This window comes from Streptomyces sp. Q6 (assembly GCF_036967205.1).
Taxonomy (GTDB): Bacteria; Actinomycetota; Actinomycetes; order Streptomycetales; family Streptomycetaceae; genus Streptomyces; species Streptomyces citrinus.
In genome coordinates, this window is sequence record NZ_CP146022.1 from 7,016,489 (window position 1) to 7,042,249 (window position 25,761).

Here is a 25,761-nt window from a genome sequence, read left to right on the forward strand (position 1 = left end):
CGCGCGCCCAGCCCCCACCGGACCCGCGCCCGCGATCGCGCCGCACCGCCCCGCCCCTTCAATTCCCGTTTCCACCCCACCCGTTGACCGGCGGAGCCGTACCGTGGATGGAGGCGGCGCGCACCCCCGGCGTGCCGGAGGGAAGGAACGCGGCGATGCACGGCACCGGTCAAGCCCCGCAGGGCCGCGTTCCGCTGGCCGTGGTCGTCGTGGACCAGGCGGGCCACGTCTCGCACTGGTCCACCGGCGCACGCCGTCTGTTCGGGCCGTCCCGGGAGGAAGCGGTGGGCCGCCCCGCCACCGATCTGCTGCCCGTCACCGGCGCACTGCCGGAGTACGGCCCCTACGAGGGCATCGGACACGACCTCGAGGACTCCCTCGACGGGCGGACCTCCTACCCGGCGGCCGGCCGCGCCCGGCTCGACTCCAGCGTCGGCGCGCGGGACCGGATCGACGTCCTGTGGTGGGCGTACCCGCTGGTGGGGCCGGGACCCGAGCGGCTGCTCGTGCTCGCCGCCGACGCGCGGCGGCTGAGCGAGGAGGAGCCGGAGGGCGAGCGCATAGCCCCCGGGTTCGCCCTGCACACCGACTTCCCCGGCGCCGACGAACTGGCCCGGGGGCTGCCCGCCATCCTGCCCAGCATGAGCGTCGGCGAGAGCGCCAGGATCGTCTCCCAGGTCCTCGAACTCGGCTATCCCGTACTGGAGTTCAGCCAGCACGACCGGGTCCCCGTCACCGCGGACTGGGGAGTCTCCCGGCGCACCGAGCGCAAGGCGCGGCGCGCGGAGGCGGCGCGGGCCGCCGCGTCCGGCGTGCCGTCGCCGCGCGCCCCCCTCGACGACGCCGAGGACATCGAGTACGCGGCGGTGCGCGAGCGGCTCGAGTTCCTCAACGAGGTGAGCGGGCGCATCGGTTCGTCGCTCGACCTGTCCCGCACCATCGTCGAGGTGAGCCGCGCCGTCGTGCCGCGCTTCACGGACGTGGCCGGCACGTATCTGCGCGAGCAGGTCGTCGCCGGTGAGGGGTTCCCCGAGGGGCCGCCCGACGCGACGACCATGTGGCACCGCGTCGCCCTGGAGCACACGGACGAGCCGGGCCGCTGGGACGACGTCGTGCCGGTCGGCGAGTCCATGCCGTTCCCCGTGCACACGCCGTTCTTCCAGTGCATGACGAGCGGGGAACCGGTCCTGGTCCCGTACATCTCCGAGGAGATGGGCAACGCGATCGCGTCGCAGTTCGAGAAGCGCGACATCCGGCCGCTCATCACCCGTCGTTCGATGCTCGTGGTCCCGCTGAAGGCGCGGAACGTCGTCCTCGGGTTCATGATCCTGCTGCGCCACCAGGAGCGGCCGGTCTTCAACGACATGGACCGCGTCACCGGCGCCGAACTCGCCGCGCGCGCGGGCCTCGTGCTCGACAACGCCCGGATGTACACGTACCAGGAGTCCGTCGCCGAGACGCTCCAGGACAGCATGCTGCCGCACATCGAACCGCACATGCCGGGCTGCGACATCGCCACCCGCTATCTGCCGGGCGCGCTGCTGGGCCGGGTGGGTGGCGACTGGTTCGACTCCATCAAATTACCGGGCGCGCGGACCGCGCTCGTCGTCGGTGACGTCATGGGCCATGGTCTCAACTCTGCCGCGATGATGGGCCAGTTGAGGACCGCTGTTCAGACCATGGCCGCCCTCGATCTGCCGCCCGCCCAACTCCTGCGCAATCTCGACGACTTGGCGCAGCGGCTCGGCGAGCACTACCTCGCCACCTGCCTGTACGCCGTCTACGACCCCATCGCCGGAGAGCTGCACCTCGCCAACGCCGGGCACATACCGCCCGTCATCGTGCGCGCCGCCGACGGCCGCAGCGACCTCCTCGACCTGCCCACCGGCGCGCCTATCGGCGTAGGAGGCGTGCCCTTCGAGTCCGTACGGGTACCGGTCGCGCCCGGCGACCGCCTGGTCATGTGCACCGACGGCCTGGTCGAGGTGCGCGGCCAGGACATCGGGGTGGGCCTCGCCACGCTCTGCGAGTCCGCCGCCCACCCCGCCGCGTCCATGGATGACGCCTGCGACACGATCATCCGCGCCCTCGGCACGCGCGGCGGCCGCAAGGACGACGTGGCGCTGCTCATGGTCCGCATGACCGGCATCGAGACCCGGGACGTCGCCCATTGGGACCTCGCCGCCGAACCGGCGGAGGTGGGCCGCGCGCGTGCCCTCGTACGCGAACAGCTCGCGGAATGGGGCCTGTTGAACCTGGAGTACGCGGCCGAGCTGATGGTCAGCGAACTCGTCACGAACGCCGTACGGCACGCCAGGGGTGAGCGGGTGCAGCTGCGCCTGGTGCGTTCGGGCTCGCTGCTGTGCGAGGTCGAGGACACCCAGCACACCCTGCCGACACTGCTCAGCGCGGGCCCCGGCGACGAGTTCGGGCGCGGTCTGCGCGTCGTGACGCATCTGGCGCGCGAGTGGGGCACGAGCCGCACCGCGACGGGCAAGACGGTGTGGTTCGAACTGACGGCTCCCCGCCGCCGTCGGTGATCTTTCCCCGTACCGCTCCGGGCGCGCCCCCCTCTCGAATGAGTCGTGAAGGTACGTGACGGCCGCTTGTGGGGGCGCACTCCGGCGCGATAGACCGAGCTGACCTTACGGATCCGACCCTCCGGACCCGACCTTCCGGACCTGCCGGTCGTCGATCCGTCGCCGAGCCCCGGGGAGGGCCCATGAGCGTGACCGAGCGCTACAAGGACGCGTGGGAGAGCTTCTGGGAGGACGCCCCGCAGGAGCCCGGGAGCGTCTTCTGGGACGCGGAGCCCGTCCTCACCGTGGGACTCCATCTCGCCCTGTACGAGCCGCACTTGGTGGCCTCGGACCTCCCCGTCGTCGACCTCGGCTGCGGCAACGGCACCCAGACCCGATTCCTCGCCGACCGCTACCGCAAGGTCGTCGGCGTCGACCTGTCGAGCGCCGCCGTCGACCGGGCCGTGCACGCCGACCCAGCCAAGGGGGCCGACTACCGCCTGCTCGACGCCACGGACGCGGACCAGATCGCCGCCCTGCACGCCGAGTTGGGGGACGCGAACGTGTACGTACGCGGTGTGCTGCACCAGAGCGAGTCCGCCGACCGGCAGCCGTTGATCGACGCGGTCGCCACGCTCGTCGGTGAACGGGGACGCGGCTTCTTCGTCGAACTGTCGGAGCGGGCCCGCCCCGTCCTGCGCGCGCTGGCGTCCCATCCGGCGGGGCCGCCGCCCAAGCTGGCTCCCGTCTTCGCCCATGGCATCGCCCCGGGTGAGGTCTCCGACATCGCCGTGCTCGACGGCGTGGAAGCGGCCGGCCTCACGGTGCTCGCGGCCGGTGAGCTGCCGCTGACCACGACCGAGTACGCCGCCGACGGCACCCGTATCGAGCTGCCGTCGAAATGGCTCGTGGTGGGGCGGTAGCGGCAGCGGCTCCGGGCCGGGCACCGGGTGGGCATGGACGTGTTCAAGGGCGGCCACGACGGTGCCTGCCGGCGTGGCGGCCTCGTCGACGCGCTGGTGCGGATGCTCGCCCCGGAGGTCGCCGCAAGCCGCTGACCAGAGGGAACTGCGCCGCACGGGTGCGACATTGGTCTAGACCCCTGAGAGTTATCCACAGGCCTGGTGGGGTGTGACCGATTCCGCGTACGGTGCTGCCCATGAAGATCCTGATCAGCGCCGACATGGAAGGCGCCACGGGAGTCACCTGGCCCGCGGACGTCCTGCCCGGCACCCCGCAGTGGGAGCGCTGCCGCGCCCTGTTCACCTCGGACGTGAACGCGGCGGCACGCGGCTTCTTCGACGGCGGTGCCGACGAGGTGCTCATCAACGAAGCGCACTGGACGATGCGCAACCTCCTGCTCGAACAGCTCGACGACCGCGTCGAGATGCTCACAGGACGCCACAAGTCGCTGTCCATGGTGGAGGGCGTCCAGCACGGCGACGTCGACGGCATCGCCTTCATCGGCTACCACGCGGGCGCCGGCATGGAGGGTGTGCTCGCGCACACCTACCTGGCGAACCAGATCACGGGCGTGTGGATCAACGATGTGCGGGCGAGCGAAGGACTGCTCAACGCCCATGTGGTGGCGGAGTACGGCGTCCCCGTCGTCCTCGTCACCGGTGACGACCACGCCTGCGACGACGCCCTCGGGTACGCGCCACAGGCCCGCAAGGTCGCCGTCAAGGACCACGTCTCCCGCTACGCGGCGGTGTGCCGCACCCCCGCGCGCACGGCCGCCGACATCCGGGCCGCCGCCAAGGACGCCACGTCGCTCGCGGTGCGCCACGAGCCGGTCCGCGGCGGTCCCTTCACCGTGGAGGTGGAGTTCGACGCCGAACACCTCGCCATGGCGGCGACCGTCGTGCCGGGCGTGGAGCGCGTCGGCGAGCGCAGGATCTCCTACACGAACGCAACCATGTACGAGGGCATCCGCACCTTCAAGGCGGTCACCACGATCGCCTCGGCCGCGGTGGAGGAACAGTATGGCTGAGCGAGTTCTCGAAGCACCGACCGTCGACCAGCAGGCGCTGGACGAGGTCGTCACCTTCACCTCCGAGCTGATCCGCATCGACACCACGAACCGTGGCGGCGGTGACTGCCAGGAGCGACCCGCCGCCGAGTACGCGGCCGCCAAGCTCGCCGAGGCGGGCCTGGAGCCGACGATCCTGGAGCGCACCGCGGGCCGCGGCAACGTGGTGGCGCGCATCGAGGGCACCGACCCGAGCGCCGACGCCCTCCTGGTCCACGGCCACCTGGACGTGGTGCCCGCCGAGGCCGCCGACTGGAGCGTCCACCCGTTCTCCGGCGAGGTCAGCGACGGCGTCGTGTGGGGCCGCGGCGCCGTCGACATGAAGAACATGGACGCGATGATCCTCGCGACCGTCCGGCAGTGGGCCCGCGTCGGGTTCCGGCCGCGCCGCGACATCGTCATCGCCTTCACCGCCGACGAGGAGGCGAGCGCGGAGGACGGCTCCGGGTTCCTCGCCGACCGGCACGCCGACCTCTTCGAGGGCTGCACCGAGGGCATCAGCGAGTCCGGCGCCTTCACCTTCCACGACGGCAGCGGCAAGCAGATCTACCCGATCGCGGCGGGGGAGCGCGGCACCGGCTGGCTCAAGCTCACCGCGCGCGGCAAGGCGGGCCACGGCTCCAAGGTCAACAAGGCCAACGCGGTCTCGCGCCTCGCCGCAGCCGTCGCCCGCATCGGCGAGCACGAGTGGCCGGTCCGGCTCACCCCGACCGTGCGCGCCGCGCTCACCGAACTGGCCGCGCTGTACGGCATCGACACCGACGTGAGCGCGCCCGGCTTCGACGTCGACGCGCTGCTCGCCGCCCTCGGCCCGGCCGCCGCCCTGGTCGAGCCGACCGTGCGCAACAGCTCCAACCCGACGATGCTGTCCGCCGGATACAAGATCAACGTGATCCCGGGGGAGGCCGTCGCGCACGTCGACGGGCGTTATCTGCCCGGCGCCGAGGACGAGTTCAGGACCACCCTCGACCGGCTCACCGGGCCCGACGTCGAGTGGGAGTTCCAGCACCGCGAGGTCGCGCTCCAGGCGCCGGTCGACTCGCCCACGTTCCGGAACATGCGGGCGGCCGTCGAGGAGTTCGCCCCCGAGGGGCACGTGGTCCCGTACTGCATGTCGGGCGGCACGGACGCCAAGCAGTTCTCGCGCCTGGGCATCACGGGCTACGGCTTCGCCCCGCTCAAGCTCCCCGAGGGCTTCGACTACCAGGCGCTCTTCCACGGCGTCGACGAGCGGGTCCCGGTGGAGGCGCTGCACTTCGGGGTCCGCGTCCTCGACCGCTTCCTGCGCACGGCATAGACACGCGGCAATCACACGGCACACACACGGCGAGTACAGGGCGGCGGGCTAGGAAAACATGGCGGACGCGAAGAACATGGGGGCCTCAGGACAAATGGGGGCGGGGACGACATGGTGCGCACGGAGGGCCATGGCGCCTGGCCGTCGCCGATCGACGCGGCGCTGGCCGCCGCGCACGACGGACAGCCCGAGTTCGTCGGGTTCGTCGGCGACGAGGCCTGGTGGACCGAACCGCGGCCCACCGAGGCGGGCCGCCGCGCCCTGGTGCGCCGCAGGCCGGACGGCACCGAGCAGTCGGTGCTGCCCGCGCCATGGAACGTGCGCAGCCGCGTCATCGAGTACGGCGGCCGGCCGTGGGCGGGCGCCGAGCGCGCCGAGGGCCCGCTGCTGGTCTTCGTGAACTTCGCCGACCAGCGCCTGTACGCGTACGAGCCCGAGACCCCGGGTGCCGAGCCGCGGCCGCTGACCCCGCTCTCCTCGGTCGGCGGCGGTCTGCGCTGGGCCGATCCGCAGCTCCACCTCGACCGGGGCGAGGTCTGGTGCGTCCTGGAGGAGTTCACCGGCGACGGACCGAGCGACGTACGCCGGGTCGCCGCGGCCGTCCCGCTGGACGGCTCGGCCGCCGAGGAGCGCGCCGCCGTGCGCGAACTCACCGACCCGGCAGCCCACCGGTTCGTCACCGGCGCCCGGCTCTCGCCCGACGGGCGGCAGGCGGCGTGGATCGTCTGGGACCACCCGCGCATGCCGTGGGACGGTACGGAGCTGCTGCTCGCCGACGTGCGGGAGGACGGCACGTTCGGGCCCGCCCGGAGCGTCGCGGGCGGCCCCGAGGAGTCGATCTGCCAGGTCGAGTGGGCCCCCGACGGCGCACTCCTGTACTCCGGTGACGCGAGCGGCTGGTGGAACCTGTACCGGCTCGACGGCGCCGCGGCCCCCGGCGCGGCCGCCAGGCCGCTGTGCCCGCGCGAGGAGGAGTTCGGCGGGCCGCTGTGGAAGATCGGCCTGAGCTGGTTCAAGCCCCTGGAGGCCGGTCTCGTCGCCGTCGTGCACGGCGCGGGCGCCACCTCGCTCGGCATCCTCGACCCGGAGACCGGTGAGGTCGTCGACACCGCGGGCCCCTGGACCGAGTGGTCCTCGACGCTCGCCGTGCACGGCACCCGGGTCGTCGGCGTCGCCGCGAGCCCGCGCACCGCCCCCGAGGTCGTCGAGCTGGACACCTGCACCGGCCGCACCCGGGTGATCGGCGCCGCGCACAGCGACCCCGTCGACCCGGCCTACTACCCCGAACCGCAGATCCGCACGTTCGAGGGGCCCGAGGGGCGCGACATCCACGCCCACATCTATCCGCCGCACAGCCCCACCCACATCGCCCCCGACGACACGCTCCCGCCGTACGTCGTCTGGGCGCACGGCGGCCCCACCGGGCACGCCCCCCTCGTGCTCGACCTGGAGATCGCCTACTTCACCTCGCGCGGCATCGGCGTCGCCGAGGTCAACTACGGGGGCTCCACCGGCTACGGGCGGGAGTACCGCAACCGGCTGCGCGAGCAGTGGGGCGTCGTCGACGTCGAGGACTGCGCGGCCGTCGCCCTCGCGCTCGCCGAGGAGGGCACCGCCGACCGGGAGCGGCTCGCGATCCGCGGCGGCAGCGCCGGAGGCTGGACCAGCGCCGCGTCCCTGACCAGCACGGACGTCTACGCGTGCGGCACGATCATCTACCCCATCCTCGACCTCACCGGCTGGGCCGAGGGCGAGACCCACGACTTCGAGTCGCGGTACCTGGAGTCCCTCGTCGGGTCCCTCGCCGAGGTCCCCGCGCGGTACGCCGAGCGCTCGCCGGTCGAGCACGCCGACCGGCTCACCGTCCCCTTCCTCATCCTTCAGGGGCTGGACGACGTGATCTGCCCGCCCGCCCAGTGCGAGCGGTTCCTTGAGCGGGTGGAGAGCGAGGGGCGGCGCGTCCCGCACGCGTACATCGCCTTCGAGGGCGAGGGGCACGGCTTCCGCCGCGCGGACACCATGGTCCGCGCCCTGGAGGCCGAACTCTCCCTGTACGCCCAGGTCTTCGGGCTCAACGTCGCCGGTCTGCCCACCCTGGAGCTGTCCAAGTGAAGGCACTGCGCCGTGGGCGCCGACTCGCCCCCGGCGCCCGCGTCGCCGTCGTCGCGCCCAGCGGGCCCGTGCCCGAGGACCGGCTCCAGGCGGGCCTGGACATCCTGCGCGGCTGGGACCTGGATCCCGTCGTCGCCCCCCATGTCCTGGACGTGCACGGGGAGTTCGACTACCTCGCGGGCGCGGACGCGGACCGTGCCGCGGATCTCCAGCGGGCCTGGTGCGACCCCGACGTGGACGCCGTGCTGTGCGCCCGCGGCGGCTACGGCGTGCAGCGCATGGTCGACCTGCTCGACTGGGAGGCGATGCGGGCCGCCGGGCCCAAGGCGTTCGTCGGGTACAGCGACATCACCGCGCTGCACGAGGCGTTCGCGGTGCGGCTCGGCGTCTCGACCCTGCACGGTCCGATGGTCGCGGCGGCGGACTTCCTGAAGCACGCGCGGGCGCAGGACCACTTGCGGGCCACGCTGTTCGAGCCCGAGTCGGTCCAGGTGATCACCGCCCTGGAAGGCGCCGCAGCGCTCGTGCCCGGCAGCGCGCGGGGCGTCACCCTGGGCGGCTGCCTCTGCTTGCTCGCCGCGGACCTCGGCACGTCGGCCGCCCGTCCGTCGGCGCGGGGCGGACTGCTCTGCCTGGAGGACGTCGGCGAGGAGACGTACCGCGTCGACCGGTATCTGACCCAACTGCTGCGCGGGGGCTGGCTGTCGGGCGTCTCCGGCATCCTGCTCGGCTCCTGGGCGGAGTGCGAACCGGTGCGGGACCTGCTCGTCGAGCGGCTCGGCGGGCTCGGGGTGCCGGTCGTGGAGGAGTTCGGGTTCGGCCACGGCGACGGCGCGCTGACGGTGCCGCTCGGGGTCGCGGGTCGGCTGGACGCGGAGGCCGGGACGCTCACCCTGGACGCCCCCGCGCTCGACTGACGGCCACCTGCGCGTCGGCCGGGTCAGCCCCCGGCCCTGGGCCGACGGCCTGCGCGTCAGCCCCCGGCCCTGGACCGACGGCCTGCGCGTCGGCCGGGTCAGCCCTTCACGCCGGGCTTCCAGTCCTGGGCGAGGAGACCGAGCAGGACCTCGTCGAGGAACTCGCCGAGCACCCAGGCCGAGGAGCGCAGCACGCCCTCGCGGACGAAGCCGCACCGCTCGGCCGCGCGCAGCATCCCGTGGTTGTCCGCCAGCGTCTCGATCTGCAGCCGGTGCAGGCCGCGTACGACGAAGCCGTAGTGGCACAGCGTCGCGACGACGTCGGTGCCGTAACCCTTGCCGCGCGCGGCCGGCAGCAGTCCCAGGCCGATGTGCGCGGAGCGGCTGTGGTGGTCGATGCCCCACAGCGTCGCCGTGCCGAGCAGTGTGCCGCCCTCCCGCTCCACCACGGAGAACGGGACGCTGCTCTCGTTCGCGTCGTCCACGAAGAGCCGCGGGTCCCTCGTGCCGGGTGTGATCGGGCGCCAGGGGCCGCCCTCGGCCCGCGAACCGTTGACCACGTCGTCGTAGAGCTCGGTCCGCAGCACCGGGATGTCGTCCTCATGCCGGGCCCGCAGCCCGATCCTGTCGCCTCTGAGCATGCGGGATTCTTATCGGACCGGTCAGGGTCGAGGCAACCGCTCGACCGACCGGCCCGATCGGCGCACGCACCCGCGCACGGACCCACGCACGCACCTGAGCACGCGTCGGTGCTCCGGTCAGTGCACGCACAGGCAGAACGGATGACCGGCCGGATCGGCGTAGATCCGCCAGTTGGCGTCCGGGCGGAGCTGGTCCGTCCGCTCCAGGACCGTGGCGCCGAGGGCGAGGGCGCGCTTCTCCTCGCCGTCGAGATCGTCCACGTCGAAGTCCAGGTGGAGCTGTTGCGGCCGCTCCTGTCCCGGCCACTCGGGCGGCCGGTAGCCCGTCACCCGCTGGCAGGCGATCGGCGTGCCCTCGAATCCGTGGACCTCGATCCAGTCGGTGTCCCCGGGGTCCGCGACCACCCGGCCGCCGAGCAGTTCGGCGTAGAACGTGGCGAGCTGTTCCGGATCGGCGCAGTCCAATGCGACTGCCTGCAACTTTCGAATCACTCCGGTCACGTACCCGCCACCCGCGCCGGGCATGCGGGTGCCACCGCCCGCCGTCACCCGTACGGGCCCTCGGCCGGTGCGGTCCCGGCGCTTTCCCGCACATGCTGGGCGGGGAGGCGGCGACGGCCTCCGGGGGAACGACGGAAGGGTCCACGATGAGCCCCAAGGACACCGCGAGCTCCTCGAAGAGCGGCGGCACCGCCGCGTTCACGCCGGCCAGGATCGCGGTCCTGGTCCTGGCCGTCCTCGCCGTGATCTTCATCTTCGAGAACACCCAGCGGGTGAAGATCCGCCTGCTGATCCCCGAGGTCACCATGCCGCTCTACGGCGCGCTGCTGATCACGGCGGTCATCGGAGCCGTCTGCGGGGGCTATTTCGTGGCGAGGAGACGCAAGTGAGACGAGTGGCGACGCTGACGGCCGGGACGGTCCTGGCGCTGACGGCATCGGTGGGAGTCGCGGGCGCCGCGTCCGCCGCGGACGGACCGGCGATGCCGGACTTCCGCGGCCGCGGTCTGATGCACGTGTTCAGCACGCTCGACTACCGCACCCGGGTCGAGGTGAAGGACGTCAGCGGCCGGCACCGGCACGTCCTGTGGCCGATGAGCTGGAAGGTCTGCACCCAGAGCCCGGCCGCCGGCCAGGGGATCGGCGACGACACGGTCCGCATCGGCGTCGTGAAGAACGGCGAGAAGTGCCCCCGGACGGGCGTCCGGTAGCGGCTGCGTACGCTGACCGGATGAGTGATCATCCAGCGATCCTGGCCGCGGGCGACCGGGTGGCCATCCGGCCGTACGCGCTCACCGACGCGGACGAGTTCACCGCACGGGCCCGCGAGAGCGAGCGACTGCACCGGCCCTGGCTCTTCCCGCCCGCCGACCCCGCCACCTACGCGGACTACGCGGGCCGGCTCATCGAGGATCCGACGAAGTACGGGTTCCTGGTGTGCGAGCGGGCGGGGGACGGGCCGGAGAGCGGGCCGATCGCCGGGTTCATCAACATCAACAACGTCGTGCTCGGCGGCTTCCGCTGCGGCGCCCTCGGCTACGGCGCCTTCGCCCACGCGGCCGGGCGCGGCCTGATGTCCGAGGGCCTCGGCCTGGTGACCGGGTACGCGTTCGGCACGCTCGGCCTGCACCGCCTGGAGATCAACGCCCAGCCGCGCAACGTCGCGTCGATCGCGCTGGCCCGCCGCGCCGGATTCCGGCGCGAAGGGTTCTCGCCGGACTTCCTCTTCATCGACGGGGCCTGGCGCGACCACGAGCGCTGGGCGCTCACCGCCGAGATGGTCAGCGCCCGGACCGCCCCGGCTTCCGGTTGATCTTCATGGTGTCCATGTCCGTCACGGTCGAGCGCAGCTCCCCGTACGGGTAGCCGCGCTCCTGGAGATACGCCTCGGCCCGCTCCTCGGCCAGCGCGCCCGCCATCTCGTCGCCGTCGGCCGGGTCGGAATCGACGACGTACCGCATCGAGAAGTGCTTGAGCGTGCGGTCGTACGCGAGGGAACCCTCGGGGCCGAACCGCATGCCCGCGATGCCCTCGTGCTCGGCGACCTCCGCGAGCAGCCGCTCCCGCGCCGCGTCGGTGAGGTCGTCGAAGGTGCCGCGGACGATGACGCGGTAGGTGTGGCTCTCGGCCATGGTGGTGCTCGCTCCTCCTGCGCACGCGGATGCGTACGGCCTGTTGAAAGCGCCAGGGTACGTCGATGAGGATGGCGCGCATGCGGAATATCGTGGCGATCGACGCTCCCTCGAACCTGGGCCTGCGCCCGCCCGCCCCCGGCACCGTCCCCGGTGTCTACAAACTGGCCGGTGCCCTGCGCGAGCACGGGATCGTGCGCCGCCTCGGCGCCGTCGAGGGCGGCGTCGTCGTACCGCCGCGCTACGACCGGGGCGACTGGCAGGAGGGCGACGGGGTCTTCAACGCCGCCGCCATCGCCACGTACACCGTGCGGCTCGCCGACCGGATCGAACGGCATGTCCGGGCGGGGGACTTCCCGCTCGTGCTCGGCGGCGACTGCTCGATCCAGCTCGGCGCGGCCCTCGCGCTGCGCCGCGTCGGCCGGTACGGGCTCGCCGCCGTCGACGCCTCCGCGGACTTCCGGCACCCGGGGAACTCCGACCGGGTCGGCGCGGCCGGCGGCGAGGAACTGGCGCTCGGCACGGGCCGCGGCCAGGCCGACCTCACGGACATCGAGGGACTGCGGCCCTATCTGCGCGACGAGGACGTACGGCTCTTCGGTGGCCGCGACGCCTTCGAGGACGACCGGGCCGAACTCGCCGCGCTCAAGATCCCGAACGTGACCGTCGGCGAACTGCGCGAGTGGGGCGTCGCGGACGTCGTACCCGGCTTCGTGCAGAGCCTCGAAGTGCCGGTGCTCGACGGCTTCTGGGTGCACCTGGACGCCGACGTCCTCGATCCGAGCGTGATGCCGGCCGTCGACGCCCCCGACCCGGGCGGCCTGCTGCCCGACGAACTCCTCGCGCTGCTCGGGCCGTTGCTCGCCTCGCCGCGCTGCGTCGGCATGAACGTCACCATCTACGACCCGGACCTGGACCCCGACGGCACCGCGGGTGCGCTGCTCACCGACCTCATCGTGGCCGCCTTTGCGCAATCCTGACCGGAGCAGCCCCTGGTCAGCTCGCCGATGACCATGTTCGATGGTCGTCGGGGGTGCCAGGTGCGGCGCGCCCCGGGCGACGGGAGGCAGACGTGACCATCATCCGCCGCGAGGTGCTGACCCTGCCGGGCGTCCTGCCCGGCCCCGTCAACCCACTGCCGCCGCTGCGGCCGCTCGACGACGTGCACGCCCTCGACGACCGGTCGACGGCGGGACTCCCGCTCGACATGACCCGCCAGCTCGGCTACCGGCCGCTGCGCAGCCTGCTGCCCACCCGTCTCCTCGACGGGTACGGACGCGACCGGGCGCCGGTCGACCTCGACACGATCGTCCTGGAGAACGACCGGCTGCGGGTGACCGTCCTGCCGGGTCTCGGCGGCCGCGTCCACTCCCTGTTCCACAAGCCGACCGGACGCGAACTCCTGTACCGCAACCCGGTGTTCCAGCCCGCCGCCTTCGCGCTCAACGGCGCCTGGTTCTCCGGCGGCATCGAATGGAACATCGGCGCCACCGGACACTCCACGCTGTCCTGCGCACCCCTGCACGCGGCTCGCGTCACGGCGCCCGACGGCGGCGAGATGCTGCGCCTGTGGGAATGGGAGCGCCTGCGCGACCTCCCCTTCCAGATCGACCTGTGGCTCCCCGAGGACTCCGACTTCCTCTACGTGGGCGTCCGCGTCCGCAATCCGCACGAGAAGCCCGCGCCGGTGTACTGGTGGTCCAACATCGCCGTTCCGGAGGAGCGCCGCGTCCTCGCGCCCGCCGACGCGGCCTGGCACTTCGGGTACGAGCACCGCCTGAGCCGCAAGCCGGTGCCCGACTCCGATGGAGCCGACCGGAGTTACCCGCTGAACAGCGAGTACGCCGCCGACTACTTCTACGATGTCGAGGACGGCCGGCGCCGCTGGATCGCCGCGCTCGACGACGCCGGGCAGGGCCTCGTACAGACATCGACCGACGTGCTGCGCGGCCGCAAGCTCTTCGTGTGGGGCACCGGCCCCGGCGGGCGGTGCTGGCAGGAGTGGCTCACCGAGCCCGGCACCGGCGGCTACGCCGAGATCCAGGCGGGCCTCGCCCGCACCCAGCTGGAACACGTACGCCTGGAGTCGGCGCGCGAGTTCAGCTGGCTGGAGGCGTACGGGCCGCTCGGCGCCGACGCGGGCGCGGTGCACGCGGCGGGGGACTGGGACGGCGCCGTCGCGGAGGTGGAGCGGCGGCTCGAAGCGGCGCTGCCACGGGCCGCCGTCGACGCCGCCTACGCGGCGTGGCGGCCGCACGCCGACGCGGAACCCGGCGAGCGGCTCGCCGTCGGATCCGGCTGGGGCGCGCTCGAAGTGCTGCGGACGGGGGTGAAGGTGGAGGGCACGCCGTTCGAGGAGACGACGATCGGGCCGGACCAGGAGCCCTGGCGGGCCCTCCTGGAGAGCGGGGTGTTCCCCGAGCCCCGCAAGGTCGGCCCGCCCGGACCCTCGCTGGTCTCGGCGCCCTGGCGCGACATGCTGGAGACGGCCCCCGCGCGGCCGCTGGCCGAATACCACCTGGGCCTCGCCCAGTGGCACGCGGGGGACCGGGCTCAGGCCGTGCGCAGTTGGGAGCGCGGCCTCGAACTGGCCCCGTCCGTCTGGCCGTTCCTGCGCTGCCTCGCCGTGGCGGACACCGCCGACGGCCACGGTGAGCGGGCCGCTGACCGGTACGCGGAGGCCTTCGACGACCTGTGCGCGGAGCGCCGCGACGACGGCGAGGTCTGGCTCGCCGCGACCGCCGCGCTGGGCCGCGAGGCGATCGAGGCGCTGCTGGCCGTCGGCCGGACGGCGGCGGCGCGTTCCGTCTGGCAGCGGCTGCGTCCGGCGACCCGGGCGCGCGGCCGCTTCCGCTTCCTGGAGGTCGAACTCCTCCTCGCGGAAGGGGACTTGACGGCGGCACGCGCCGTTTTCGACGAGGGCTTCGAGGTGGCGGATCTGCGCGAGGGAGCGGAGGCGATCGGGGAGATGTGGGACCGGGTGGCGCCGGGGGAGGAGCTGCCCGCGCGCTACGACTTCCGGATGCGGGCGAGGCCGGCGACCGGCTGACGGCCGGCGCCGATGGCTCAGCCCAGGCGCCAGGTTCCCGCCGCGTCGGACCGGCGCTCCGGTTCGAGCGGCTGTCCGGCCGCCGCCGCGGCCAGCCAGCCGGCCCACCGGTCGACGAACTCGTCGAGCGTGAGGTCGGTCAACTCCGTGACGGGCCAGACGACGTCGAACTCCTCCTGAGCCGCGGACGGCGCCAACGCGTCCCGCGCCTCGGCCGTCTCCGGGGACAGCGCGCACGGAACATGTTCGAGGTGCACGCGGTCCGGATGGCAGGGCGCGAAGGCCGTCTCGTACCAGCGGAACGTCCCCGGTTCGTCGGCGTCGCAGTACCACAGCGCGTGACCGCGCCCCGGCGCCCGCCGGTCGTGCGGGGTCAGCCGGATCTCGGCCGCCGCGATCACGTCGAAGGGCATGCCGGGTGCGGGGACCACGGGGTCGGCGATACCGATGCGGAGTTCGGCGGTCGGCAGGCGCAGTGACCAGAACAAGGGGGAGTCGGCCTGCTCCTGGGCCTGCCGGGCGGCCTCGGTGAGTTCCGTGCGCAGCCGCTCGGTGATCGACTCGAGGAGCGTCGCCGCGGCGTGGAACAGCTCTGCCCGGTCGGCCGAGGCGATGTCGGCGCCGGCCGCGTGGCTGAGTTCATGGAAGACGCGGTCCGTCTCCCGGTCGTTCCACACCCGGAGCCGGTCAAGGCCTTTTGGACGACCTCGCACGGTCGAAGCGGTCGAGGCGCGCCCGCAGGTCGCGGGCGGTGGGGCGGGCCCCGGCCGGTTTGAACAGGGACTCCTTCACCAGGGCCGCCAGCTCCGCCGGCACGTCCCGCGGCAGCGGTGGCAGGGGATCACTCAGGTGCTGGCGGCGGTAGTCGTGGCTCTGCGGGCCCTTGAACGGGCGGCTGCCGGTGAGGAGTTCGTAGGCGACGACACCGGCCGCGTAGACGTCCGTGGCCCCCGTGGCCCGGTCGCCGCGCCACTGTTCGGGCGCGGCGTACGGCGGGGTGAGGCTGTGCTTGCGGGTGTTGGGGTCCGTCGACGCCTCGGCGTAGCGCGAGATGCCGAAGTCGGCGAGCCGCCAACTGCCGTTCAGGAGAAGGATGTTCGCCGGTTTGAGGTCGCGGTGGACGACCTGCCCGTCGAGGGCGACCAGCGCGGCGGCGATATCGCGCAGCACCGCCAGGGTGTCCGTCAGGGGGAGCGGGGCGCCGCCCTGCCGGGCCAGCCGCACATCGAGCGAGGTGTCGGCGAGCGGCATGGCGAGAGCCCAGTGGTCCTCGGTCTCGCCCGCGTCGAGGACCGGCACGACGTGCGGCGATTCGGCCAGCGTGCGGCCGAGCAGCAGTTCGCGGTCCGCGCCGGGCGCCTTCTCGATCAGCTTCACGGCGCCGGTCGCGCCGTCGCCCCGGCGGGCCTGGAACACGAGGCCGAAGCCGCCGCTGCCGATGCGCTCGCCGAGGACCCAGGCGCCCTTGTCCATGGTGATCGAGTCGCCCGGCTCGGGGACGTGTTTCATGCCTTCTCCTCGTCCGGCTTCTCGTCGGCGTCCGGCGCCGGGAGCCGCTTGGCCCGGTCCGCCGCCATCGACTTCGCGAACTCCTCGGCGGTCTCGTCGAAGAGCCGCTGGTCGCTGGTGATGCGCTGGTGAACGTTGACGACCGCCTGCTTGTAGCGCTTGGCGCACTCGGCGATGTCGGCGTAGGAACAGCCCTCCAGGAGTGCGGCTCCCTTGGCGAGGCGCGGCGGCTTGACGCCCCCGGGCCCCTCGAGTGCCTGGCGCAGCAGTTCCTCTCGCTGGGTCTTGTCGGGCCCGTGCACCGGGATGTGGACGCCGAGGCGGCCCGAGCGCAGCAGGGCCGAGTCCAGGTTCTCGATGTGGTTGGCGGTGGCGAGGAGCACGTACCCCTGGGTGGGTTCCATCCCGTCGAGGAACTCCAGCAGGTCGGCGAGGAAACGCTGGCGCATCTCCTGGCTGTTCTGGTTGTCGGTCGCCCGCAGCCCGCAGTAGATGTCGAGGTCGTCGAGGACGATCAGGACGGGCGAGCGGGAGGCCGCCATGCGCAGATGGTCCCCGATCTCGGTCCAGTCCCAGAGGTTGGCGACGTCGAGGAACACGGCGTTGATCCCCGTCTCGACGGCGTGCCGTACGGCGAGCCGGCTCAGGATGGTCTTGCCGTTGCCGGGCGATCCGTGCAGCAGGACGCCCCGCTTGGGCGGAACTCCCCACTCCAGGAGCAGGTTCGCGGTCTCGCCCTGGAGGAAGCCCGACGTGTTCGCCTTCACCTTCTCCATCAGGCCGTCGGCGAAGACGTAGGAGTCGGGGTCGACCTGCCGCCACAGGTCGGCGTCGAGCAGTCTGGCGCCCTTCCACACCCGGCCGACGTCCTTGCCGCGCGAGTTGAGCGCGGTGTACACCGCCTTGAAGTCGTCGCGGCGGCACACCAGGAAGGGCCCGCTGTCGTCCAGGTCGACGAAGACATAGCGCAGTTCGATCCCCTGCACGGTGCGGGAGGCGCACAGGTAGATCGACGCGACATGGTCGAGGAGGGCCTCGGGTTGCATGCCGTGGGCCGCCTGGCGCAGCCAGCGGCCGCCGTCCTGGCTGACGATGACCATCCGCTCGACGACCTCGCCCTCGTCGAAACTGCCGACGATGGTGCTCGGCCACTGGAGGGTGATCAGATCGTCATCGGCGATCCCCTGGAGGTAGGTCTTGATGCGGATGCTCTCGGGCTCGTGCAGGGGTGTGCTCAGGTCGCTCCATTTGGCGCCGAGCGGAAGGGGGACAACTCTGGGATCCGACACCGGGATCGACTCCGTTCTGACGGGTTCTGCCGAGTGCGCCGATCACATCTGGCGTTGGGTCCGGAACCGGCAGGTCCTGAACATCTCCTTCACGAACCCGTCGAGGACGCCGTCGCGAAGGAAGTCCACCAGGGCGATGCGGTAGTCGCTGCTGGAGTCGGAGTCGAATCCGAAGGTGCCGTGAATGGTGCTCTCGGAGAGGTTCTCGGCGGCCGTGTTGCGCAGTTGGGCCGTGAAGACGATGAAGCGGCCGTTCTCGTTGAACGGTGCTTCGATGGTGATCCATGTGTTGCGCGGCTTCTCCGTACCGCGCAACGGGTCCTTGAACTTCTCCCTCTTGGAGATGGTCAGGTCGAGGCGGTAGAGGTCGAGGGCGGTGGGCGACGCCATCCGCCCGCTGGAGTCGGGGATGTTCGGAACGATCTCCTTGAGCACCTCCGTGTTACGGATCTTCGGCTTGCCGCCGCCGCCGTCGTAGCGCACGAAATCGCTGAAGTAGAAGACGAAGGTGTGCTGGGAGCGGGCCGGGCGCAGCGGCCGGTTGGCCACGTTCTCCATGGTCCGCCGGAAGGTCGCCTCGATCCGTTCCGCCTCCGCCATGAAGAGCAGGTACCAGGAGTAGAAGTCCGCGAACGACGAGGGCCGCCGGTGGATCTCGAAACGGTCCGTACCGATGATGAAGGCGCAGTGGTGGAGGTCGTGCCCGAAGGTGAACTCCACGTGGGAGATCGAGTTCGGGTTGTCGCCGTCCACCTGGGTGCGGGCCTCGAGCACGTCGAGGTAGTGGATGCCCCTCAGTTCGAGGAAGTCGTTGAGGACGCGGTAGCCCACGGCCACCAGTGCTTCGGCCATCTCGGCGCTGAGCGGTCCGCTCTTCTGATACTCCGTCACGAAGCGGAAGTCGCTGATGTTCTCGACCTTTTCGGCCAAGGTGCCGCCCACGAACTCCTCGTACGTGGCGGGGAGGCCCGTGGGTTCGGCAGACAGGTCCCGATGCGACATAGAGATCCCTTTCACGCCCGGTGTGCCACGTGAAACGGCTTGCCGACGGAGGAGCGACATCCGGTGGAGAGGCGTGCCTCGCCCCCGGCGCGTCGACCGACCTTGCTGTTCCCCGCACTCCGATGTGTCCGACACCGTCGCTGCCGAAGATAGCAGGAGAAATGCCGCACGGAGGGCGGTGCGAGGAACACGAACCGGCTGCGGTTGTACGTCGGTCGGGCATCGGTGGGCAGCCGGGTGGGGCGTGGCCCCACCCGGTGGTGGGAGACCGCCGGTGTTACACCAACTCCCCGTTGCGGGCGACCACTTGACCCCCGTGGACGACCATGTCGCGCTGCGGCATGTCGACCACGACCTGCGGTACGCACTCGCCGCGGACCAGGACGAAGTCCGCGGGGTCGCCCGGCTCGAAACCGGCGCGGTCCAGGCCCATCACGTCGGCGCCGCCATGGGCCCCGACCGTGTAGCAGGCGGTCAGTTCGTCGTCGAGGCGGACGTCCGTGACCCAGCCGAGGAGGTGCGCGCGGTGCAGCATGTCCGCGTTGCCGAACGGGCTCCAGGAGTCGCGGACGCCGTCCGAGCCGAGGCCGACACGGACCCCGTGCTCGTGCAGCTTCGTGATCGGCAGGACCAGCGACTCGTTCGGCGCGACCGTCGTCAGGGCGATGTCCAGGTCCGCCAAGTCGCCCGCCATCGTGTCGAGTTCACTGTCCGACAGGAACGGCAGGCAGAACACATGACTGACCGTCACCTTGCCGCGCAGGGACAGGGCGCGGGTGCGCTCGATGATGCCGCGCAGCACCGTCGTGCCCTTCTCGTCGCGGTCGTGGAGGTGGATGTCGACGCCGACGCCGTAGCGGTCCGCCAGGCCGAAGACCAGGTCGAGCTGCTCGTCCAGGGCGTGGTCGAAACTGATCGGGTCGATGCCGCCGATCATGTCGACGAGTCCGGAGCGCGCCGCGTCCTCCAGGAGCTTCGCCGTCCCCGGCGTACGGATGACGCCGTGCTGTGGGAACCCGACGATCTGCACGTCGAGCGCGTCGGCGAGGCGTTCGCGCGCCTCGGCCACGCCTTCGAGCCCGGCCAGACCGTACGCGGGTGCCACGTCGGCGTGCGCCCGCATCGCGCGCGTGCCGCGCGTCACCGCGTGCGCCATCAGGCCGTACGCCCGCTCGCCGACCGGGCGCTTCTGCGACCGGAACAGCTCGACGTCCTGCGCGCAGTACTCGGCGATGCCGGAGGCCGGCTCGCGGCTGACCCAGTCACCGCCCCAGCTCGTCTTGTCGGGGTGGATGTGCGCGTCCACGAGCGCGGGCAGCGCGAGCCGTCCGCCGCCGTCGACCACCTTCGCGCCGCGCGGGGCGGGCGCGTCGCTGATCCGTCCGTCGACGACCGTCAGGTCGACGGCCTCCTCGGCGCCGAAGGGGCGTACGTCACGGAAGACCACGGCCTTCTTCGGGGCGGGGCCGCTCCCGGGCGTGGACGGCTGTGCCGCCGACGCGGCCGTCGGGGTGAACGCCGCGCCGAGCGAGGCGGCGCCCGCGAGGACACCGCGCCGGGACAGGGGAGGGGGAGTCATGCGGTTCTCCTTGAGGGGAGGAGTGGCCTGGCCCGCTTTTTGTATACCAAGGGGAGGGTGACGACAAGGCCGCCCGGCGTCGGACGCTCTGGGGTGCGGCTTTAGCCGGGAATGTCGGAGGTGCTGGAGGTGCCGCGAGGGCGACCGGTCGCTCTAGGTATACAAAGCGGGGTCGGTGGGGCCCGTGTCTCCGGTACGGGTGTCGCCGATGCCGGTGTCCGCCAGGCCCGTGTCCCCGAACAGCGACTTCAGCGCCACCGCACGGCTGTCCCTGACGTGCAGCAGCGTGCTCGCCGCCGCCGCCTCCGTGTCGCCCGCCGCGATGTGCCGGAACATGTCCGCGTGCTGCGCCCGCATGTGCGCGGGCTCCTCCCGCATCCCGAACAGCAACCGCAACTGCCCGCTCAGCTGCTCCATCGTGCGGGACAGCAGCGGATTGCCGGTGAGCGCCACGATCTCCTCGTGGAACGCCGTGTGGGCCGCCACCTCGCGCGTCCCCTCGTCCGCCGCGGCCGCCCGCTCGGCCCGGTCGAGCAAGCCGCGCAGCGCGGCCAGGCCCGGCAGCGCGTCGGGCGCTGCCGTGGCGACCGCGCGGGCCGCGAGCCGCGACGCCTGCACGGCCAGCGGCTCCCACACCTCGTACAGGTGCGCCACGTCGGCCCGTTCCAGGCGTCGCACGCGGACACCGCTGTGCGGCAGCAGCTCGAGGAGTCCTTCGGAGACGAGCGCGCGCAGCGCCTCGCGCACCGGCACCCGGGACATGCGCAGCTCCTCGGCGACCTCGCGCTCCACGAGCCGTGCGCCCATCGGGTAGCGGCGGTCGACGATGCGCCGGCGCACCTCGTCGCGCGCCTGCGCGCTGAGCGACGTACGCCCCTGCCCCGGCTCCACTGCCTTGCCCGTCACGTGCACCGTCCTTCACCCTTCGTGCCCCGGGCGAGGATACGTGCACCTCCTGGGTCTCCCGCCGCTTCAGGGGAACCGCGTGCGATCGGGCGTCCCCTAGGGCGCCTCCGCCGTCACCTGGCGGTCCACGTACTCGAAGACCGAGCCGTCGGGGTGCAGGGCGATCAGGTTGCGGCCCGCCGGGGTGGGCACCGGGCCCGCGACGACCTTGGCGCCGGACGCCGTCAGGACCGCGTTCGCCTCGTCGACGTCGGGCACCGCGATCGTGGCCGACACCTTGCGCAGCACCTCCAGCTCGCGCTCGGGGCCGCTCATCAGGAGGAAGCAGCCCACCGCGGCGACCGAGACGCCGCCGCGCTCGAAGCGCTGCGCCCGGCTGCCCGTCAGGTTCTCGTAGAACGAGACCGACGACTCCAGCGCCTCCAGGTTCGCGACGCAGATACGCAGCGTGGTTCCCAGGATGTCCATACGGGGAAGCCTAGTTGGCGCCGCCGGGCACCGTGATCCTTTCGCGGAAGCCGCCGTTACGGTACGGGAGCCACGGGTACCCGGGGCGCATGGAACGCATCGACCAGCACATCGACCAGCGCGTCGAGAATCCGATGAACGACGAGTTGTCCGGTCGCGTCTCGCACGCCGTCCGTGACGCGGTGCGGGCCGAGCTGGCCGAGGCCGGCCAGCGACGCCGCGTGATGATGTACGCCGGTGCCGGCGCCGCCGCGCTGTACGCGGGCGCGGCCGTCGCCCTCGCCCTCGGTCTGGTGCTCGCCCTCGGCATGCCCGACTGGGGCGCGGCCCTCGTCATGGGGGCCGTCCTCGGCGTGGCCGCGTACGCGCTGCGCACCGCGGCCCGGCCCGGGAAGCCGAAGGGGCCCGAGGTCCCGCCGATGCCGTCGACCCCGCCGCCCGGCGCCACCGGCGCGCCGCGCTGATCGCGGCGGGCCACCCCCGTCACCGTACGCGCGTGATGCCCGGCTCGTCCGGGTCCGGTGCGCCGGTGACCGTCGACGTCGCGTCCGCGAGGACCGATGCCGTGTGCGGGCAGACGCGGCGGTGGTGGCCGAGCGCCCCAGAGATGCGCCACATCGCCACCTGATCGCGCCCCGGGGTTCTTGAGCGGGCCGGGACGCCCGCGGGCGCCGGACGCATCGCGTCGAGGGCGACGCCCTCGATGTACGCGTGCGCCACGACAGCGCCCGCGGCAGCGCCGCCACCTCCTGGCCCACCGACCTCTTGCCCGACCCCGAACGCCCCCGATGACCAGAAGCTCCGGTGCGGTTCCACGGAATGTCATCGCGGCGGCGCGGACGCCTCACGTTTGGTGGCGCCCCGCTCGGGGACGCGGAGGGTTCCGAGTTCCGTGTCCCCGGAGGAGAACCGTGAGCCGAACCCGATCGCGCGTCCTGATCGTCGGAGCGGGGTTCGCCGGATACCGGGCCGCCCGCATGCTGACCCGGGTGGCCCGGCGCAGCGCCGACGTCACCCTGCTCAACCCGACCGACTACTTCCTCTACCTGCCGCTGCTGCCCCAGGTCGCCGCGGGCACCCTGGAGCCGCGCCGGGTCACGGTGTCGCTGTCCGGGACACTGCCGCACGCCCGGCTCGTGCTCGGCGAGGCCGACGGCGTCGACCTGGAGGCCCGTACCGTCTCCTACCGCGGTCCGGAGGGCGGGCGCGGCGTCCTGGAGTACGACCGGCTCGTGCTCGCCGTCGGCAGCGTCAACAAACTCCTGCCGGTGCCCGGCGTCGCCGAGCACGCGCACGGTTTCCGCGGTCTGCCCGAGGCGCTGTACCTGCGCGACCACGTGACCCGGCAGATCGAACTCGCCGCGGCGGCCGAGACCCCGCAGGACTGCCGCGCCCGCTGCACCTTCGTCGTCGTGGGCGCCGGGTACACGGGCACCGAGGTCGCCGCGCAGGGACAGCTGCTGACCGACGCGCTCGTGAAGAAGCGGCCGCTGCGCGACGGCATCAGGCCGCGCTGGATGCTGCTCGACGTCGCGCCCCGCGTCCTGCCCGAACTCGACGAGCGGCTGTCCCGCACGTCCGACAAGGTGCTGCGCGGACGCGGCGTGGAGGTCCGCACCGGCACCTCCGTGAAGGAGGCCACCGATGACGGCGTCCTGCTCGACGACGGGGAGTTCGTCGACACCCGCACCGTCGTGTGGTGCGTCGGCGTCCGGCCCGACCCGCTCGTCGCCGGTCTCGGCCGGCCCCTGGAGCGCGGGCGGCTCCTCGTCGACCCGTACCTGAACGTGCCGAGCCATCCGGAGGTCTTCGCCTGCGGTGACGCCGCCGCCGTGCCCGACCTGGACAAGCCCGGCCGGTACACGGCGATGACCGCTCAGCACGCCTGGCGGCAGGGGCGCGTGGCCGGACTGAACGTCGCCGCGTCCCTCGGCTACGGCGAACGCCGCAGCTACCGGCACCGGGACCTCGGCTTCACCGTCGACCTCGGCGGCGCCCAGGCCGCGGCGAACCCCCTCGGCATCCACCTGTCCGGGCCGCTCGCCGGCGCCGTCACCCGCGGCTACCACCTCGCCGCGATGCCGGGCAACCGGATCCGGGTCGCCGCCGACTGGCTCCTGGACGCCGTACTGCCGCGCCAGGCCGTCCAGTTGGGGCTCGTCCGCTCCTGGTCCGTCCCCCTGGACACGGCCTCGCCCGAACTCGCACGGGTGCCCGACAGCGCCCCCGACCAGCACCATGGAGGTACCCCGTGACCACCTACACCGATGCCGAACTCCACGACCTCGCCCAGCAGTTGAGGGTCGACGCGGTGCGCGCGGCCGACGCCGCCGGATCGGGACACCCCACCTCGTCGATGTCCGCCGCCGATCTGATGGCCGTCCTCCTCGCCCGCCACTTCCGCTACGACTTCGAACGCCCCGCCCATCCCGCGAACGACCGCTTCATCCTGTCCAAGGGGCACGCGTCCCCCTTGCTCTACGCCGCGTACAAGGCGGCCGGGGCGCTCGACGACACCGAGCTGCTGACGTTCCGCAAGCTCGGCAGCCGCCTCGAAGGGCACCCGACACCGCAGCGTCTGCCCTGGGTCGAGACCGCCACCGGCTCCCTCGGCCAGGGGCTGCCCGTCGGCGTCGGCATCGCCCTCGCGGGCAAGCGGCTCGACCGCGTCGGCTACCGCGTCTACGTCCTGTGCGGCGACAGCGAACTCGCCGAGGGCTCCGTGTGGGAGGCCGCCGAGCACGCCGGGCACGAACACCTCGACAACCTCACCGTGATCGTCGACGTCAACCGGCTCGGGCAGCGCGGGCCGACCCGGCACGGCCACGACCTCGACGCGTACGCGCGCCGCTTCCAGGCGTTCGGCTGGCACACCGTGGAGACCGACGGGCACGACGTGGCCGCCGTCGACCGCGCCTACGCCGAGGCCCGCTCCACCTCGGGGCAGCCCACCGTGATCCTCGCCCGCACCCTCAAGGGCAAGGGCGTCGCCGCCGTCGAGGACCGCGAGGGCCTGCACGGCAAACCGCTGCCCGAGGCGGCGGAGGCCGTCGAGGAGCTCGGCGGCGACCGCGGCGCGCGCGTGGACGTCCAGGCCCCGCCCGCCGCCCGCATCCTGCACGCCGTCCGCAGCGGCCACCTCGACCTGCCCCGCTACGAGGTCGGCGACGAGGCCGCCACCCGCGACGCGTTCGGCCAGGCCCTCACCGCGCTCGGCACCGCCCGCGGCGACGTCGTCGCGCTCGACGGCGAGGTCGGCGACTCCACCCGCGCCGAGCTGTTCGCCAAGGAACACCCCGAGCGGTACTTCGAGTGCTACATCGCCGAGCAGCAGCTGGTCGCGGCGAGCGTCGGGATGGCGGTACGCGGATGGCTCCCGTACGCGTCCACGTTCGCGGCGTTCCTGACCCGCGCGCACGACTTCGTACGGATGGCCGCCATCAGCGGCGCGGGGATCAACCTGGTCGGCTCGCACGCAGGCGTCGCCATCGGCGAGGACGGGCCCTCGCAGATGGGCCTGGAGGACCTGGCGATGTTCCGCGCGGTGCACGGCTCGACCGTCCTGTACCCGTGCGACGCGAACCAGACGGCCCGGCTCGTCGGCTCCATGGCCGAGCTGAGCGGCATCCGGTACCTGCGGACATCGCGCGGCACGTCCCCCGTCATCTATCCGCCGCACGAGGAGTTCCCGGTCGGCGGGAGCAAGGTCCTGCGGTCCAGCGGCGAGGACCGGCTCACGCTGGTCGCCGCGGGCGCCACCGTCCACGAGGCGCTGGTCGCCGCGGACGAACTGGGCGCGGCCGGGATCCCGGTACGGGTGATCGACCTGTACTCGGTCAAGCCGGTCGACCGCGGCACGCTGCGCGAGGCCGCGCGGGCGACCGGATGCCTGGTCACCGTGGAGGACCACCGGCCCGAGGGCGGGATCGGCGACGCGGTGGCCGAGGTCTTCGACGACGGGGAGCCGGGGCCGCGGCTCGTCCGCCTCGCCGTACGCACCATGCCCGGGTCCGCGACACCGGAGGAGCAGCTCCGCGCGGCCGGCATCGACGCGGCGTCGATCGTGGCGGGCGTCTCGCTCCTGGTCGAACACGCGGTGACCCCCTGACCACCGGTAGCCGTACACGCCGTACACGGAGACGGAGGCGCGGACCCGATGACCGGCACACGCACCATCCGCACAGGACATCGGCACGCTGGAGCGTCACGGACGCCGTCGAGCAGGCCCGCACCGAGCCGTGGGCCGGGCTGCTCGGGAAGGGGCGGGCACTCGCTCCCGCCCGTCGCAAACTCCAGGCCCGGAAGGCCGG

Annotated in this window: 25 protein-coding genes; 14 read left to right on the forward strand and 11 right to left on the reverse strand. The window is 72.7% G+C overall.

The window, feature by feature from the left end:
* Positions 1–155 precede the first annotated feature (155 nt).
* The 6 genes from V2W30_RS32505 (at position 156) to V2W30_RS32530 (ending at position 8,877) form a co-directional block, all read left to right on the forward strand.
* The gene (locus V2W30_RS32505; RefSeq protein ID WP_338702090.1) at positions 156–2,540 is read left to right on the forward strand and encodes an ATP-binding SpoIIE family protein phosphatase; all 2,385 of its coding nucleotides are present in this window, start codon (positions 156–158) and stop codon (positions 2,538–2,540) included.
* A gap of 182 nt (positions 2,541–2,722) precedes the next feature.
* Positions 2,723–3,442: a methyltransferase domain-containing protein gene (locus V2W30_RS32510; protein WP_338702092.1), complete on the forward strand. Its 720-nt coding sequence runs from the start codon at positions 2,723–2,725 to the stop codon at positions 3,440–3,442.
* A 236-nt stretch (positions 3,443–3,678) separates the two neighbouring features.
* Positions 3,679–4,512, forward strand: coding sequence for a M55 family metallopeptidase (locus V2W30_RS32515; RefSeq protein ID WP_338702093.1), 834 nt, complete (start codon positions 3,679–3,681; stop codon positions 4,510–4,512).
* Entirely contained in the window at positions 4,505–5,848 is a 1,344-nt protein-coding gene (locus V2W30_RS32520) for a M20/M25/M40 family metallo-hydrolase (RefSeq protein ID WP_338702094.1), read from the forward strand. The genes V2W30_RS32515 and V2W30_RS32520 overlap by 8 nt, the downstream gene beginning before the upstream one ends.
* Positions 5,849–5,959: 111 nt before the next feature.
* Complete coding sequence (locus V2W30_RS32525; protein ID WP_338702095.1) at positions 5,960–7,960, forward strand: prolyl oligopeptidase family serine peptidase; 2,001 nt, start codon at positions 5,960–5,962, stop codon at positions 7,958–7,960.
* Positions 7,957–8,877 carry an LD-carboxypeptidase gene (locus tag V2W30_RS32530; protein ID WP_338702096.1) on the forward strand — a complete coding sequence of 307 codons (921 nt, stop codon included), beginning with the start codon at positions 7,957–7,959 and terminating at the stop codon, positions 8,875–8,877. The genes V2W30_RS32525 and V2W30_RS32530 overlap by 4 nt, the downstream gene beginning before the upstream one ends.
* Positions 8,878–8,975: 98 nt before the next feature.
* On the opposite strand, the gene V2W30_RS32535 is transcribed toward V2W30_RS32530, so the two are convergent.
* Together V2W30_RS32535 and V2W30_RS32540 are read right to left on the reverse strand one after the other, a co-directional pair.
* The gene (locus V2W30_RS32535) at positions 8,976–9,518 is read right to left on the reverse strand and encodes a GNAT family protein (protein WP_338702097.1); all 543 of its coding nucleotides are present in this window, start codon (positions 9,516–9,518) and stop codon (positions 8,976–8,978) included.
* 117 nt (positions 9,519–9,635) lie between these two features.
* A complete protein-coding gene (locus V2W30_RS32540) occupies positions 9,636–10,010 on the reverse strand; it encodes a VOC family protein (protein WP_338703847.1) in 375 nt (124 codons plus the stop codon).
* A 155-nt stretch (positions 10,011–10,165) separates the two neighbouring features.
* On the opposite strand from V2W30_RS32540, the gene V2W30_RS32545 reads away from it, so the two are divergent.
* The 3 genes from V2W30_RS32545 to V2W30_RS32555 are packed head-to-tail and all read left to right on the forward strand — an operon-like array spanning position 10,166 to position 11,330.
* Positions 10,166–10,408 carry a LapA family protein gene (locus tag V2W30_RS32545; protein ID WP_338702098.1) on the forward strand — a complete coding sequence of 81 codons (243 nt, stop codon included), beginning with the start codon at positions 10,166–10,168 and terminating at the stop codon, positions 10,406–10,408.
* Positions 10,405–10,728 (forward strand): hypothetical protein, encoded by a 324-nt coding sequence (locus V2W30_RS32550; RefSeq protein WP_338702099.1) that lies wholly within the window; start codon positions 10,405–10,407, stop codon positions 10,726–10,728. Before V2W30_RS32545 ends, V2W30_RS32550 begins: the two co-directional genes overlap by 4 nt.
* Positions 10,729–10,748: 20 nt before the next feature.
* Positions 10,749–11,330, forward strand: a complete 582-nt coding sequence (locus tag V2W30_RS32555) for a GNAT family protein (protein ID WP_338702100.1) — start codon at positions 10,749–10,751, stop codon at positions 11,328–11,330.
* On the opposite strand, the gene V2W30_RS32560 is transcribed toward V2W30_RS32555, so the two are convergent.
* Positions 11,299–11,649: a DUF6204 family protein gene (locus V2W30_RS32560; RefSeq protein WP_338702101.1), complete on the reverse strand. Its 351-nt coding sequence runs from the start codon at positions 11,647–11,649 to the stop codon at positions 11,299–11,301. The genes V2W30_RS32555 and V2W30_RS32560 overlap by 32 nt on opposite strands.
* Positions 11,650–11,729: 80 nt before the next feature.
* Here V2W30_RS32560 and V2W30_RS32565 point away from each other — a divergent pair, with 80 nt between their 5' ends.
* Both V2W30_RS32565 and V2W30_RS32570 read left to right on the forward strand, forming a co-directional pair.
* The gene (locus tag V2W30_RS32565; RefSeq protein WP_338702103.1) at positions 11,730–12,629 is read left to right on the forward strand and encodes an arginase family protein; all 900 of its coding nucleotides are present in this window, start codon (positions 11,730–11,732) and stop codon (positions 12,627–12,629) included.
* Positions 12,630–12,721: 92 nt separating this feature from the next.
* Positions 12,722–14,698, forward strand: coding sequence for a DUF5107 domain-containing protein (locus V2W30_RS32570; RefSeq protein ID WP_338702104.1), 1,977 nt, complete (start codon positions 12,722–12,724; stop codon positions 14,696–14,698).
* 17 nt (positions 14,699–14,715) lie between these two features.
* Here the strand turns inward: V2W30_RS32570 and V2W30_RS32575 are convergent, their stop codons facing one another.
* The 7 genes from V2W30_RS32575 to V2W30_RS32605 form a co-directional block, all read right to left on the reverse strand.
* Positions 14,716–15,375, reverse strand: a complete 660-nt coding sequence (locus tag V2W30_RS32575) for a hypothetical protein (RefSeq protein ID WP_338702106.1) — start codon at positions 15,373–15,375, stop codon at positions 14,716–14,718.
* A gap of 10 nt (positions 15,376–15,385) precedes the next feature.
* Positions 15,386–16,207, reverse strand: a complete 822-nt coding sequence (locus V2W30_RS32580) for a serine/threonine-protein kinase (protein ID WP_338702107.1) — start codon at positions 16,205–16,207, stop codon at positions 15,386–15,388.
* Complete coding sequence (locus V2W30_RS32585) at positions 16,204–17,496, reverse strand: ATP-binding protein (RefSeq protein WP_338702108.1); 1,293 nt, start codon at positions 17,494–17,496, stop codon at positions 16,204–16,206. Before V2W30_RS32585 ends, V2W30_RS32580 begins: the two co-directional genes overlap by 4 nt.
* A 42-nt stretch (positions 17,497–17,538) precedes the next feature.
* A complete protein-coding gene (locus tag V2W30_RS32590; RefSeq protein ID WP_338702110.1) occupies positions 17,539–18,498 on the reverse strand; it encodes a hypothetical protein in 960 nt (319 codons plus the stop codon).
* Positions 18,499–18,775: 277 nt separating this feature from the next.
* Positions 18,776–20,077 (reverse strand): amidohydrolase family protein, encoded by a 1,302-nt coding sequence (locus tag V2W30_RS32595; RefSeq protein ID WP_338702111.1) that lies wholly within the window; start codon positions 20,075–20,077, stop codon positions 18,776–18,778.
* Between the two features lie 153 nt (positions 20,078–20,230).
* Positions 20,231–20,983 (reverse strand): GntR family transcriptional regulator, encoded by a 753-nt coding sequence (locus V2W30_RS32600; RefSeq protein WP_338702112.1) that lies wholly within the window; start codon positions 20,981–20,983, stop codon positions 20,231–20,233.
* A gap of 96 nt (positions 20,984–21,079) precedes the next feature.
* On the reverse strand, positions 21,080–21,451 hold the full coding sequence (locus V2W30_RS32605; RefSeq protein WP_338702113.1) for a VOC family protein: 372 nt from the start codon (positions 21,449–21,451) through the stop codon (positions 21,080–21,082).
* Positions 21,452–21,540: 89 nt separating this feature from the next.
* Here V2W30_RS32605 and V2W30_RS32610 point away from each other — a divergent pair, with 89 nt between their 5' ends.
* Positions 21,541–21,915, forward strand: a complete 375-nt coding sequence (locus V2W30_RS32610) for a phage holin family protein (RefSeq protein ID WP_338702114.1) — start codon at positions 21,541–21,543, stop codon at positions 21,913–21,915.
* A gap of 19 nt (positions 21,916–21,934) precedes the next feature.
* On the opposite strand, the gene V2W30_RS32615 is transcribed toward V2W30_RS32610, so the two are convergent.
* The gene (locus V2W30_RS32615; RefSeq protein ID WP_338702115.1) at positions 21,935–22,171 is read right to left on the reverse strand and encodes a hypothetical protein; all 237 of its coding nucleotides are present in this window, start codon (positions 22,169–22,171) and stop codon (positions 21,935–21,937) included.
* A gap of 191 nt (positions 22,172–22,362) precedes the next feature.
* Between V2W30_RS32615 and V2W30_RS32620 the strand changes: the two genes are divergently transcribed.
* Together V2W30_RS32620 and V2W30_RS32625 are read left to right on the forward strand one after the other, a co-directional pair.
* The gene (locus tag V2W30_RS32620; RefSeq protein ID WP_338702116.1) at positions 22,363–23,706 is read left to right on the forward strand and encodes an NAD(P)/FAD-dependent oxidoreductase; all 1,344 of its coding nucleotides are present in this window, start codon (positions 22,363–22,365) and stop codon (positions 23,704–23,706) included.
* On the forward strand, positions 23,703–25,559 hold the full coding sequence (locus V2W30_RS32625) for a transketolase (RefSeq protein WP_338702118.1): 1,857 nt from the start codon (positions 23,703–23,705) through the stop codon (positions 25,557–25,559). The genes V2W30_RS32620 and V2W30_RS32625 overlap by 4 nt, the downstream gene beginning before the upstream one ends.
* The last annotated feature ends 202 nt before the right edge of the window (positions 25,560–25,761 follow it).

Coding starts and splice junctions, on each gene's coding strand:
- V2W30_RS32580 (WP_338702107.1), bottom strand. CDS start 16,207: ATGAAACACGTCCCCGAGCCGGGCGACTCGATCACCATGGACAAGGGC.
- V2W30_RS32545 (WP_338702098.1), top strand. CDS start 10,166: ATGAGCCCCAAGGACACCGCGAGCTCCTCGAAGAGCGGCGGCACCGCC.
- V2W30_RS32605 (WP_338702113.1), bottom strand. CDS start 21,451: ATGGACATCCTGGGAACCACGCTGCGTATCTGCGTCGCGAACCTGGAG.
- V2W30_RS32505 (WP_338702090.1), top strand. CDS start 156: ATGCACGGCACCGGTCAAGCCCCGCAGGGCCGCGTTCCGCTGGCCGTG.
- V2W30_RS32610 (WP_338702114.1), top strand. CDS start 21,541: ATGGAACGCATCGACCAGCACATCGACCAGCGCGTCGAGAATCCGATG.
- V2W30_RS32555 (WP_338702100.1), top strand. CDS start 10,749: ATGAGTGATCATCCAGCGATCCTGGCCGCGGGCGACCGGGTGGCCATC.
- V2W30_RS32595 (WP_338702111.1), bottom strand. CDS start 20,077: ATGACTCCCCCTCCCCTGTCCCGGCGCGGTGTCCTCGCGGGCGCCGCC.
- V2W30_RS32560 (WP_338702101.1), bottom strand. CDS start 11,649: ATGGCCGAGAGCCACACCTACCGCGTCATCGTCCGCGGCACCTTCGAC.
- V2W30_RS32590 (WP_338702110.1), bottom strand. CDS start 18,498: ATGTCGCATCGGGACCTGTCTGCCGAACCCACGGGCCTCCCCGCCACG.
- V2W30_RS32515 (WP_338702093.1), top strand. CDS start 3,679: ATGAAGATCCTGATCAGCGCCGACATGGAAGGCGCCACGGGAGTCACC.
- V2W30_RS32565 (WP_338702103.1), top strand. CDS start 11,730: ATGCGGAATATCGTGGCGATCGACGCTCCCTCGAACCTGGGCCTGCGC.
- V2W30_RS32510 (WP_338702092.1), top strand. CDS start 2,723: ATGAGCGTGACCGAGCGCTACAAGGACGCGTGGGAGAGCTTCTGGGAG.
- V2W30_RS32525 (WP_338702095.1), top strand. CDS start 5,960: ATGGTGCGCACGGAGGGCCATGGCGCCTGGCCGTCGCCGATCGACGCG.
- V2W30_RS32535 (WP_338702097.1), bottom strand. CDS start 9,518: ATGCTCAGAGGCGACAGGATCGGGCTGCGGGCCCGGCATGAGGACGAC.
- V2W30_RS32520 (WP_338702094.1), top strand. CDS start 4,505: ATGGCTGAGCGAGTTCTCGAAGCACCGACCGTCGACCAGCAGGCGCTG.